Annotated in this window: 13 protein-coding genes and 2 pseudogenes; 10 read left to right on the forward strand and 5 right to left on the reverse strand. The window is 66.4% G+C overall.

Annotated elements, in window-relative coordinates:
* Nucleotides 1-492 (reverse strand): hypothetical protein (locus AC3EO4_RS54990; protein ID WP_488186387.1); only part of this gene is annotated, 492 nt, incomplete at its 3' end.
* A gap of 26 nt (nt 493-518) precedes the next feature.
* Between AC3EO4_RS54990 and AC3EO4_RS54995 the strand changes: the two genes are divergently transcribed.
* Both AC3EO4_RS54995 and AC3EO4_RS55000 read left to right on the forward strand, forming a co-directional pair.
* Nucleotides 519-941, forward strand: a complete 423-nt coding sequence (locus tag AC3EO4_RS54995) for a nuclear transport factor 2 family protein (RefSeq protein WP_431904735.1) — start codon at nt 519-521, stop codon at nt 939-941.
* Between the two features lie 90 nt (nt 942-1031).
* Nucleotides 1032-1121 (forward strand): annotated as a pseudogene (locus AC3EO4_RS55000) (NAD(P)-binding protein); the annotation flags it as partial.
* Nucleotides 1122-1603: 482 nt separating this feature from the next.
* On the opposite strand, the gene AC3EO4_RS55005 reads toward AC3EO4_RS55000, so the two are convergent.
* The 3 genes from AC3EO4_RS55005 to AC3EO4_RS55015 all read right to left on the reverse strand — a co-directional run bounded on the left by AC3EO4_RS55005 (nt 1604) and on the right by AC3EO4_RS55015 (nt 4846).
* The gene (locus tag AC3EO4_RS55005; protein WP_379582911.1) at nt 1604-1879 is read right to left on the reverse strand and encodes a hypothetical protein; all 276 of its coding nucleotides are present in this window, start codon (nt 1877-1879) and stop codon (nt 1604-1606) included.
* Between the two features lie 456 nt (nt 1880-2335).
* Complete coding sequence (locus tag AC3EO4_RS55010) at nt 2336-3229, reverse strand: TIGR03620 family F420-dependent LLM class oxidoreductase (RefSeq protein WP_379582913.1); 894 nt, start codon at nt 3227-3229, stop codon at nt 2336-2338.
* 369 nt (nt 3230-3598) lie between these two features.
* Nucleotides 3599-4846 carry an ISL3 family transposase gene (locus tag AC3EO4_RS55015; RefSeq protein WP_431904746.1) on the reverse strand — a complete coding sequence of 416 codons (1248 nt, stop codon included), beginning with the start codon at nt 4844-4846 and terminating at the stop codon, nt 3599-3601.
* An 83-nt stretch (nt 4847-4929) separates the two neighbouring features.
* On the opposite strand from AC3EO4_RS55015, the gene AC3EO4_RS55020 reads away from it, so the two are divergent.
* The 4 genes from AC3EO4_RS55020 to AC3EO4_RS55035 all read left to right on the forward strand — a co-directional run bounded on the left by AC3EO4_RS55020 (nt 4930) and on the right by AC3EO4_RS55035 (nt 8510).
* Nucleotides 4930-5991, forward strand: coding sequence for an integrase core domain-containing protein (locus AC3EO4_RS55020; protein WP_431904738.1), 1062 nt, complete (start codon nt 4930-4932; stop codon nt 5989-5991).
* Between the two features lie 629 nt (nt 5992-6620).
* On the forward strand, nt 6621-7013 hold the full coding sequence (locus AC3EO4_RS55025; protein WP_379582919.1) for a hypothetical protein: 393 nt from the start codon (nt 6621-6623) through the stop codon (nt 7011-7013).
* Nucleotides 7014-7536: 523 nt separating this feature from the next.
* Nucleotides 7537-7869, forward strand: a complete 333-nt coding sequence (locus AC3EO4_RS55030; protein ID WP_379582920.1) for a hypothetical protein — start codon at nt 7537-7539, stop codon at nt 7867-7869.
* Nucleotides 7870-8159: 290 nt separating this feature from the next.
* Complete coding sequence (locus AC3EO4_RS55035) at nt 8160-8510, forward strand: hypothetical protein (protein ID WP_379582922.1); 351 nt, start codon at nt 8160-8162, stop codon at nt 8508-8510.
* Between the two features lie 188 nt (nt 8511-8698).
* Here the strand turns inward: AC3EO4_RS55035 and AC3EO4_RS55040 are convergent, their stop codons facing one another.
* Nucleotides 8699-8974: a GIY-YIG nuclease family protein gene (locus AC3EO4_RS55040; RefSeq protein ID WP_488186388.1), complete on the reverse strand. Its 276-nt coding sequence runs from the start codon at nt 8972-8974 to the stop codon at nt 8699-8701.
* Between the two features lie 77 nt (nt 8975-9051).
* On the opposite strand from AC3EO4_RS55040, the gene AC3EO4_RS55045 reads away from it, so the two are divergent.
* From AC3EO4_RS55045 to AC3EO4_RS55060, 4 genes and pseudogenes are all read left to right on the forward strand, one after another.
* Nucleotides 9052-10215, forward strand: coding sequence for a replication initiator (locus AC3EO4_RS55045; RefSeq protein WP_431904749.1), 1164 nt, complete (start codon nt 9052-9054; stop codon nt 10213-10215).
* A 132-nt stretch (nt 10216-10347) separates the two neighbouring features.
* Nucleotides 10348-10536 (forward strand): helix-turn-helix transcriptional regulator, encoded by a 189-nt coding sequence (locus tag AC3EO4_RS55050; RefSeq protein WP_346131382.1) that lies wholly within the window; start codon nt 10348-10350, stop codon nt 10534-10536.
* Entirely contained in the window at nt 10533-11141 is a 609-nt protein-coding gene (locus AC3EO4_RS55055; protein WP_431904743.1) for a hypothetical protein, read from the forward strand. Before AC3EO4_RS55050 ends, AC3EO4_RS55055 begins: the two co-directional genes overlap by 4 nt.
* Nucleotides 11142-11175: 34 nt before the next feature.
* Nucleotides 11176-11479, forward strand: a pseudogene (locus AC3EO4_RS55060) (tyrosine-type recombinase/integrase); the annotation flags it as partial.

Raw genomic sequence — 11479 nt, forward strand, 5'->3', positions numbered from 1 at the left:
TGAGTTAACCAGCAGAGTCGTACAGGGTCGCCACCACGACCGGCGGCATGGGCGTGCGACGCCAGTGGCGGCGCCATCGGGCGCGGCGTCCTCGAACTGGTCCGGCCGGGTGGCCGGTTCATCGCCTTCGCCGCCGGCAGCGGCACGATGACCCGGATCCCCGAGGAGGAGGCGGCCGCACGGGGCGTCGGCCTTCCCCCACCGGCCGCCATGCACGAGATGTCCGTGCAGGCACTGGCCGACAGCGCGGCCGGGCGTCTGCGACCGGCCATCGGATAGACGTTCCCGCTGGAACGCGCCGCTGACGCGCATGCCGCGATCGGCGCGCGGCGGACCCTCGGCAAGACCTTGCTGATCCCCTGACCGCGACTGGGCGCACAGCCGCCACGCGACAAGGCTGAACGCGCCGTTCCGGCACCGCGGGTGGGCGGAAATCGGCGGCCGGACGGTCTGGGAAATGAGCAGTGCTTCGTAGTCGGCTATCGGCAGCACACCAGACGACTGAGGAGCTGCACACGATGGAAACCGAGACGAAGACCCTCAGCCCGACCGAGCGGATCAACCGCCGGACCGTCACCGAGATCTACTCGGCGCTGGCCACGGGCGACATGCAGGGGTTCATGGAGCGCCTGGCGCCGGACGTCACGTGGACGGTGGCGGCCGGCGGCGCGACCGGCGGCACCTACCACGGCCCCCAGGAGGTCCTCGAAAAGGCGATGGCGCCGATCGCCGTCGACTGGTCCGACTTCACGATCATCACGTTCGAGCTCACCCCCGTGGGCGACAAGCTCTTCGTCCAGGGCGAGTACCGCGGCGTGAATCGCACGACCGGTAAGGAAGGAGCGGCCAGGTTCGTCCATGTCTGGCACCTCCTGGACGGGATCGCGCAGCGGTTCGAGACCGTCTTCGACACCCACACCATCTGGCGAGCCACGCAGTAGCCCATGTCCCCACAAGACAACCAAAGGACACGCAGGGTGTCTTCCCCTCCGTCCGCCGAGCCCGCTCAACAGAGCGATGCCTACGACTACATGATCGTGGGAGCCGGATCGGCCGGATGCGTGCTGGCCTACCGGCTCAGTGCCGATCCGTCCTGCCGGGTGCTGCTGATCGAGTCAGGCGCGCGGCCAGGCTGACGCCATCTACATCAACACCTACAAGGAGTCGGTCGGCTACGACATGTGCGCCAGCAAGGACTAGCGCATGATCCAACCGCTGCTCACCAACGGCCGCATCGATCCGGCGGCCGCCCGCCCGAACCTCCGGGGCGTCATCCGCTTGGGCGGCACGATCTCGCGACGGCTGGCCAAGGAGGCCGGCCGACGCTTACGCCGCGTCCCGCCTGGCACGGATCGGTCGAGACGTGCCAGGCAGCGATGGCGTGAGCTGAACCTCTATCCCGCGTGCGAGTGCGGCACCCCGGTGCCGCACAGCTCGCGGTGCCACAGGTGGGCGCAGACGCGCTCGATGGCCGGTTCCGGCAGATCGCGCAGCGCCTGGGCGGGATCCCGCTCGCCGCAGCCAGCCGAACAGCGCCCCGGCGTCCTCCGGAAGGGCCGCGCGCAGCAGGTCCTCTGTGGTCGTGTAGGCGTGCGCGCAGATCTCAAGGGCGTGCCGGTGGGCAGCCGAGGGCACCTCGCCCATCAGTTGGCCCAGCAGGGTCGCCACCATCCTGGTTGCGCGTCCAGCGCCTGCTCGCTCCGCCGTCTTTGACCGCCACCGCCGCGCTCAGCAGCAAGGCCGGCGGATGGCCGACGGCGAAGGCCAACAGCGCGCCCACCCGTAGCCGCGGCAGGAAGCGCTCCCGCAGCCAGCCCTCCAGGCCCTGGATCCGTTCGAAGGTGTCCACCAGGAGGACCGCCCGCTCGTCGCGCAGCACCGGCTCGGCTGCAACCTCGAATGCGGCGGGCTAGGGCTCCAGTACGAGGAGCACGTCTGGGACCTGGCCGTCGCCCTGTTCCCTCACCTGCGCGAGTGGGCCACGTACGGCGAGCCCATCACCGGAGTGCTGTCGGTGACGGGACTGGTCAGCGTCGGGGACGTGTGAGCGACCACCAACCCGACGTTCTGCCAGGGGATCTCGATGGCATTGGTGCAGGCCGAGTTGCTGCGCTACGCGTTGCGGACGCAGAGCGACCCGGAAGAGCTCGTCCTCCGGTACGAGGAGACGACGCACGCGGCCCTCGATCCGCTTATGACACGTTGCGTTCCTGGGAACACAAGCGGCTCATTTCTTGGTCACGGAGCGGACTGTGAAGTGGACAGTGGTCGCGGAAGGCCGCGTTGTGTCACCTGCGCTGGACGCCACCAAGCCAACGGCGGTTCTCCGGCTCCCTCAGGCATTGACGTGCGCGGGGGAGAGCGCGTCGGCGAGCTCGCGCCAGTAGGGCATCGCCGTCTGGCCCGGTTCGATCCCGATCACCTGTACGGCGACGTGGTCGGCGCCGGCCGTGACGTGGTCGTGGAGTCTGCCGACGATGGTGTCGAGGTCTCCCCAGAACACGACATCGTCGATAAGCCGGTCGCTGCCGCCCCCGTCGATCTCCTCTTGCGCGTAGCCCAGGCGGCGGAACTTCGTCCTGTTGTACGGGCTGTTCAGGTAGGGAGCCAGGTGCTGGCGGGCGATGGCTCGGGCCGCGGCAGGGTCGGTCTCGAACAGCACCGCGTGCTCAACGGCCAGGAACGCGGCGGGGCCGAGGATCTGCCGCGCCTGCGCGGTGTGCGCCACGGTGACGTGGTACGTGTGGGCTCTGGCGGTGCGGTCGCGGGCCAGTTCGAGCATCTTCGGCCCGTACGCGGCCAGGATACGGCGCACCTGGGCCTTCGGCGCGGGGTTGAGCATCTCGAGGGCGTCCATCTCGTCCAGGTACGCGCTCATGGCCGCCAGCGGCTTGGTCCCCGGCCGTCGTTGCCCGCCGAACCCCAGCCCGAGCACGTGCCGGTCGGGGTAGGCGTCGGCCAGCAGGAGGGCGGCGCCGTGCGTCCACCTGGCCTCGCGGGACCAGATCTGCGCGATGGCGTTCACGATGTGCAGGCGTTCAGTGCAGGAGAGCAGAAAGCCGGCGTGGGTGAGCGCCTCACGTCCGAGGAGTTCGGGCATCCAGAACGCTCGCCAACCCTGTTTCTCCAGTTCCTGGATTGACTCGCGCATCTGCGCGGCCGGCTGATGCTCGAAGTCGAAGGTGTAGATGCCGAACGTGCCCAGATCCATACCGTCGATACCGCCCATGGAACATCCCCTCGGTCCTGCCGATCTACTTGACATATGGAATGCGGCTCGGGTCCACAGATCGAAACCGCAAGCCAAGATGTTTCCTCAACGAAATGTCCAGAACCCAGGTCATTTCTCTGCCCATTCGGTGCTCAACCGCCACACCGGCCGCCTTCGCCGGAGTCCCGCACGCGATGGTCATGTCGTCCACCACGCGGCGGTGCTACGGGGGACCACGAGCTGCGGAACCGTTCATCCCGAATGGCGGCGAGTTCGGCCTGGGCCGCGCCCCGCGCTGACCGAGCCAGCACAACTCGCCGCGCCGACCTGCTGCGCTGTCAACGACGGCCGAATTCTGGCTCAGGCACACATTCCGTGAGTGGGCCATCAGTCCGCCAGCAAGACGCGAAGGCGGAGGAGATCGTGCTTGGCGCGGCCGTACATCTGCCTCTTGATCGTTTTGATCCGGTTGACGTGGCCTTCGACGGGGCCGGAGCTGTAGGGCAGGGTGAGGCCGGCAGCGACGGCCTCCCGGCCACGGCGTAGACCTTTGACGAAGGAGTGCAGCTCAGGAAGGTCGTCGGCGAGGACCGCGGTCATCCAGGCGTCGAGCTGCCGACCGCGGCGGTGCGTCATCATCTCGGCGAAGTGCCGGATATGACCGCGCAGTGCGGCAAGCTGAGGGCTGGTGGCGCACAGCGTGTCGAGCCCACTCTGTTCGTCGGGGTCGAGGTTGGCGGGGTTGCGCAGGAACCAGCCGACGGCCTGCCGCACTGTAGGGGGCCGCTGCGATGGCGGCGCGGCAGGAAGAGCGGTCCGCCACGACCGGACGTACTGGCGGACCACCGTGCTGGCGCCAGGGTAGCCGCGAGTTTGTAGTTCGCGGTAGAGCTGTTCGGCGTTGGTGCAGCCGTCGGCCCAGCGCTGGCGCAGGTAGTCGTCGAAGACTTCCAGGCTCTTGGCCTGCTGGCCGGTGCCGGCGTGGACGAGCAGTTCTTCGGGGGTGGTGGCGCGGGCGAAGCGGCGGACGGTGTTGCGGCCCGGATGCAGCCGGAGGGCGATCTGCCGGAGGGGCTGGCCTTGGGCGAGCAGCTCGTGGATGGCGGCATGCCGTTCACGGGTGCGGACCGCGACCCGATCCTGCCTGGTCTCCGGCGTGCGCGGCGGCTGGGCAGCAGGCGGAGGTGGCGCGAGCAGCGCCGGGGCGGGACCGGACTGGGGAACCGATGCCGGGCTGATGGCCTGCAGATGCCGGCGGTGCGTGGCGATGGTGCGTTCGACGGCTTGGTCGAGGTTTCGCCAGACATGCCAGCGATCAGCAACCTGAGTAGCCTCGGGTGCCCCGCGGCTGGCGCCGTCGGCATAGGCACCGGCGCGATCGCGGCAGACGATCTCCACGCCGGGGTGTTCTTGGAGCCAGGTGGCCAGGGTGTCGGCGGTGCGGTCGGGTAGGACGTCGATCGGTCGTCCGGTGCTGATGTCGATCAGGATGGTGCCGTAGATCCTGCCCTTGCGCAGGGCGAAGTCGTCCACGCTCAGCACGGCCGGGCCGTTCTGGAGCGCGGGCTCGGGCAGGGCGCGGATCAGTCGGATCAGGGTCATCCGGCTGACCGCCACAGCCAGGCGTGCGGCCAGGCGGGCTGTACCGCGTCAAAACGCAGTCACGACTCTGAGCTGTGGTTTGACTGACTCCGCCCGCACGGACAAGATCACGCCTTGTGCCTGTTCGCCTGCTCTATCTGATCACGGTCCGGGTGTTCGGCTGGCTGATGTTGCTGGGCCGCAGCCAAGCGTCGAAGAAGGTTGAGATCATGGTGCTGCGTCACGAGGTGACAGTACTGCGGCGTCAGGTCGCGCGCCCCAAGCCGGACTGGGCCGACCGGGCCATTCTCGCGGCGATGGCCCAGTGGTTACCGAGCGTGCTGCGCGCCCATCGGCTGGTCACCCCGGCGACGTTGCTGACTTGGCACCGTCGTCTACTCCGCCGGACCTGGACCTACCCGCATCGGCCCGGGCGCCCAAGGACGAGCCGGGAGATCCGGGACTTGATCATCCGTGTGTCGCGGGAGAACCCCGCGTGGGGCTACCGCCGCGTGCATGGAGAACTGGTGCGGCTCGGCTACCAGATCAGCGAGGCGACCGTGCGGCGCGTGCTGCGCTCACGCCGCTTCAGCCCGGCGCCTCGAAATCTCGATACTTCCTGGCGGGCCTTCCTGCGCGCCCAGGCCAAGGGGCTTCTGCCCTGCGATTTCTTCCATGTTGACACGATCTTTCTGAAGCGCTTGTACGTGTTGTTCATGATGGAGGTCCGTACGCGACGCGTCCACATCCTGGGCGTGACCTCTCACCCGACCGGCGCCTGGACCGCTCAGCAAGCCCGCAATCTCCTGATCGACCTCGGTGAGCAAGCAGCAGTGTTCCGTTTCCTCATCCGCGATCGGGACGCCAAGTTCACCGCCGTCCTCGATGAGATCTTTGCCGCCGCGGGCATCACGGCGCTGAAGACGCCGCCGCGGATACCTCGGGCGAATTGCTATGCCGAGCGCTGGATCCGGACGGTGCGAGCCGAGTGCACTGATTGCATGCTGATCTACGGTGAACGTCACCTGCGCGCGGTCCTGGACGAGTACATCGGTCACTACAACGGCCACCGACCTCACCAGGCGCGAGGGCAACGACCACCCGATCAAGACGAACAGCTGGCGGTGCCGATGGAAGGCCGGATCGAACGCCGCAAAGTGCTCGGCGGCGCGATCAACGAGTACCGTCGAGCCGCATAAGCCAGGCAGAGGAACCCCAGCTCAGACCGTACATGCGAGTTTTGAAGCACTACACGCCACCCCGACGTGCTGGACGCCCAACGTCGTGAACGCGCCCGCATCCGCAGCGAGAAACAACGACGTTGGGGACGACCAGCGCACCGGGCCGCGTGATCACCCGACCCGGCGAACGTTCATGGTCACCGCACTAGGCGATGGCGATGAGGGCCGAGGCGTTCTGCGGCAGCTTCGCGTGTAGCGAGAGGGAGAGGCTCGGCCGGGGGAGATGACGGCTTCGTTCCGCTGGAATCGCGGCGGGACGGGGCCGTTCGTCATGTGGCAGGGGTGGTGAGTGCGGTGATGAACGGCATGGTGATCATGGTGTGTACAGGGTTGGTATGGGCGAGCACGGTAGGAGCACGGATGGGTCGGAACAATGTTCTGCAAGAGTGCCGTGGCGCGCGTTTCCGCAGGTCAACGCCATGATCAAAGCGCGCCCTGCAGGATTCGAACCTGCGACCGTCGGATTAGAAGTGGAACGTCGTTTCTAGCTGTGCGACCGTGCTGACCTGCGCGCGGCTTTCAGGTACCTGAGACCCGATAAAGATCATTCCGAACATGTTCCGGATCTTGCGAGTACTCTCGTCGGCATGGGCCTGCTGTTGGCGTTGCGTCCTCCACAGACTCGCCCGAAGAGCCTACGTCGGGCTACTCGGGCCCAGCGCCGTGAGCACCGCCACGCCAATGCTGAGGAGTGGGAGATCGCGCAGCAGCGAGGTTGGCTGCTGGACGTGGAGGTGGAAAAGCTATTGCCACTGGTGAACAGTGCCGGAGGCAACAGGCTACCGATTCTCGGGCAGCTCGACCCATGGGCGGACACCGTTCTCGATCACCGTGACCTACCCCTGCTCGAGGCTGACGTCGATCGTCTGGAGGCAGTTGCTGGCGATGACGTACAGCGTGAATTAGTAGCGGCCATACGGAAGCTGCTGATGAACTGGCGTACAGTGCCCGATCTGATGTTGCACTGCTACGGGGATTGACCAGGCCCACTCTGGCCGAAACCTTCCAGCGGCTTCGCTCCTGGATCGAATGGCACACCTTGCCTTCTAATCCGTAGGTCCCCAAACGATCTTCATGGGCGTTCATAGGCGTCCGCCACCTCGTCTGGCGGCATCCTCACCGTACGTCTCCGTCCGCCGCAGTTCATGATCGTCCGTTCCAGTGGCTCCCAAGATGGCTCCCAGGAAGCTCGGTGAATCACCTGCTTGCCAATGGGTCAGCCGCATCTAGCAGGTGTTGGCCTCGCGCTCCAGTGGCTTGTCCCAGGTCGATGGCGCACGAGATGATCGTGCTCCTTCTCCTGCAGCGCCGTCGGAAGCGAGCACGCCTGCCATGTCCTTATCTGAGCGCGTACGCCTCCACCGGAGACAGATAGGCCATGTCCGGATGATGGCCATTGCCCTCTTGATCGGTGGCGTGCTGGTTTCAAGCTGCGGACTCACTCACACGACTCTTCGGGTGGACCCTGCAGTCCTTAATGAGGCGCGCAGCATCGGAGGGGTCATGGGTGAGTCGACCTCAGAGGGCGGCTACGAGGGCACCACTGATGTCATCACCACACTTGTAGTCGATACCAGAGGCGAGAACGGCACGGACTCGGTTAAGAAAGCCATGAAACACTTGGGCGGCCGTGGATGGAGAACGACCAATGACAGCCTCCCCGTGTCCGTGACCATGGAATCTCCTAATTGGGAAACTAACGAACTCGTTCTGCGCCCGTTCGACCCTATGTACCTGGAGAATGAGCCGGAGATTCTGGAAGCCATCAACAGGCCAGCGACCAACCCCGAAGCGCTGGTGATCGTTTGGGCATGGGTGGACGGCTCAAGAGCCTAATAGTGCCGATCTCGCCAGCACTCGCCCGGGTTCCTGCGATACCTCACTCGCCTGATCTTCCCGTCTGCCGTCGACCCGCCCGCAGGGGAAGCGGGCCAGGGCCACGGGTACCAGATGGAGCGCCCCACCGGACGAACGATCTGGTACCCGTGGCCCTGGTCTGCTCGGCTTGTCCCGGTCGATGGCGGGCGGGATGATCAGGCTTCCACCTCAGCCACCTACGAACTCCAAGGGCGCGCGGCGATCATCCCGGAGCCGGAGAGCCCCCGCCGGAGGCATACTCTCTGTCCGTGAAGGAAGCCGTTCGCGCGCTCAATGAGCGTGGTGACTCTCTTGATGGCCCGACTTCGGAGGACATCCGCAAGCTCCTGAATGAGTTGTCGGCGAAGAACCGTTTCCTCATCCTGGAACGTTCAGATGCGGAAAACTCTGAGTACTACATGCAGGCATACCGTCAGGATGATGGAACGTACTGGTTGGAGCATCGCGATGGTGGCGCCGACGCTCACTTCCAGACCACATGCCGAGACATCCGAGTGGTGGCTCAGGCATTCACGATGTGGATGTATCGCATCTCGGGTTGGCGCGATGCCTTCCATTGGGAGGCCTGGCGTGAGTCGCCGACTGGCGAGGTGGAATAGAACGGCTTTGTCCCGCGCGGCCCGAGTGGCGGGCGCGCGCGAGAACGGCCCCCAGGCCGCACGCGCAGCGTGCGGCCCGCAAGCTCGGGCCGCGTGGCGGCGCTTGCGCCGCCCTTGATCCCTATGAGAGCAATTCGGCAGTCCGCGAGCGGGTGAACAGCCATCCCATCCGCTAACGGATGGCGGAGCTAGGCCGGTTCAGTCGCCCCAGCCGACTGCCGCCACTCCAGAGCTTCGGCCGTATCGCGGTATTCCAGGAGGTGCTGACCAGCAATCTTCTGCAACAGGCCCCGTACCTCCGCCGGAGTGGCGTGGAAGAACTCTCGCCGTAGGTTCACCTTGTTGAGCCGCCGGTCATTCAGCTCCGCGTGCAGACGCGCCTCCAGGCCCACGGCGTCTTCGCTGAAGATCAGCGCATGCGTGTCGAACCGGAACGGGACTGACGCATCGCCCAGTTCGCGCACGCGGTCCTCCGGCTCCACACCTGGACGAGGAACCCGCCATCACCCCCGACCCAGCCAACGAGGAACAACGCTGGCTGATCGAGTTCCGCGCCGACATCCAAGCCCAACGCGACCAAGCCGACCGCCTCGGCGAGGACACCACCGACCTCGACGCGGTCATCGTCGACCTGGACGAGGAGATCAACGAGGCGGGCATGCGCGGCAACGTCCTCGGCCGCACCACCGCCAAGCGCTCCCGATCCACCCGCCGGCGGCAGGACGCTCCCGATCTGCCCAAGCGCACAATGACCAACACCACGCTCGGGCGGGTCTTCACCGGCTCGGACGGCGTGACCTACCGGCCGTCGCTGTTCGTCACCCTCACCCTGCCGTCCTACGGCAAGGTCATGAACGGCGCTCCGGTCGACCCGGACGCCTACGACTACACGCGGGCGGCCCGTGACGCGCTGCACTTCTCCAAGCTGATCGACCGGTTCGTGCAGAATCTGCGCCGCGTGGCGGGCTACGACGTGCAGTACTTCGCCAGCGTCGAACCACAAAAGCGCCTCGCCCCACACCTGCACATGGCCATCCGCGGCACCCTCCCACGCTCCGAGATCAAGCAGATCGCCGCCGCGACCTACCACCAGGTGTGGTGGCCCCAGATCGACGAAGTCCGCTTCGACGGCGATCACCTGCCCGTCTGGGACGAGGAAGTCGGCTACCTCGACCCGGCAACCGGCGAGGTCCTGCCCACCTGGGACGAGGCCCTCGACCAGCTCGACACCGACCCGGAAGCCCAACCGGCGCACGTGATCCGTTTCGGCGACCAAGTCGACGTCAAGGGCGTGCTCGCGGGCACACCGGATGCCGACCAGTGCGTCCGCTATCTGTCCAAGTACCTCACCAAGAGCCTCGACCAGGCCCTCGACGGCCAGGCCCAGCGCGAGCACGCTGCCCGTTTCGTCGATGCCCTCCGCTACGAGCCCTGCTCGCCTACCTGCCCCAACTGGCTGCGCTACGGGGTGCAACCGAAGGGGGCCAAGGCGGGGATGTCTCCCGGCCGGTGCCCGGGCAAGGCGCACAAGCCGGCGCACCTGGGTTACGCCGGTCGCCGCGTCCTGGTCTCCCGCAAGTGGTCGAACAAGACCCTGGCCGAACACAAGCAAGATCGCCGCACCTGGGGTCCTGAAAGCTCTCGGCCAGACCGACGAAGCCCCCGACCCGCACCGCTACGTCTGGCGCCCTGTTCCAGCTGGTGACGCCAACGTGGAGCCGCTGACCGTGCGCCTCCTCCGGTCAATTAGCAACCGCCAACGCTGGCGCGCCCACCTGCGCGAGCTGGAAGCCCAAGCCACCGGCCAGGATCTTTCGGCAACTGAGGCGGTGGCGGCGTGAAGCGAGACGAACTCCTCACTGTGGCCCAGGTCCTCGACGAACTCGGCGGCATCTCCCGCCGCACCTTCTACCGCTGGCGCGAGATCGGCAAGGCACCGCAAGGCATCCGCCTGCCCAACGGCGAACTCCGCATCTACCGCAGCGACCTCAACGCCTGGCTCGAATCCCTCAGGAGCGCAGCATGAACACCTCCTACAAGGTCAAGTTCTGGGACATCCGCATCAACACCCGCAACGACGGCAACGGAAAGAAGCCGCGCATCGTCTCCCACATCGTGCGCTGGACGGTCGGCAACCGTGAGAAGTCGTCCACCTTCAAGACCAAGGGCCTGGCCGAGAGCTTTCTGTCCGAGCTGCGCCAGGCCGCGCGCAACGGTGAAGCCTTCGAGCTGGAGAGCGGCCTGCCAGCCTCCATAGCCAGAGCCAAGAACGCTCGCACGTGGTACCCCTTCGCGGTCGCCTACGTTCACGCCTGGTGGCCTCACGCGGCGGCCAAGTCCCGCGAGGGCATGACCGATGCACTGGCCAACATCACCCCCGTGTTGACGGGCAATCTGAAAGGCCGGCCTGACAGCCAGATCATCAGGCGCGCGCTGCGTCAGTACTCCTTCCTTCCGGAGGATCGTCGCCCCGAGCCGACCGCCGAGATCATGCAGGCGGTGAAGTGGCTGGAATCCGCATCGCTACCTTTGAAGGCCCTCGAAGAGCCGAAGCACGTCCGTGCTGCTCTCGAAGCAGTCGCGCTGCTCCTGGACGGGACGGCTGCGGGGGACTGCGACCTACCGGCGTAAGCGGGCCGTCTTCCACCACCTCCTCGAATACGCCGTGGAGCTGGAAGAGCTTTCGGCAAACCCGCTGCACAAGGTCAAGTTCCGCAAGACCAAGACCAACGGCGAGATCGATCGGCGCTGCGTGGTCAACCCGAAGCAGGCACGCGCGCTTCTGACCGCGGTGACCTACGTGGGCAGGACACGCGGTCCTATGCTCGCGGCCCTGTTCGCCTGCATGTACTTCGGGGGCTTGCGTCCCGCTGAGGCGGCAGGTTTGCGCGACAAGGACTGCTACTTGCCCGAGAAGGGCTGGGGACTACTCACGCTGGAGAAGACCCGTCCTCAGAGCAACAAGAGGG

This window comes from Nonomuraea sp. bgisy101 (assembly GCF_057708945.1).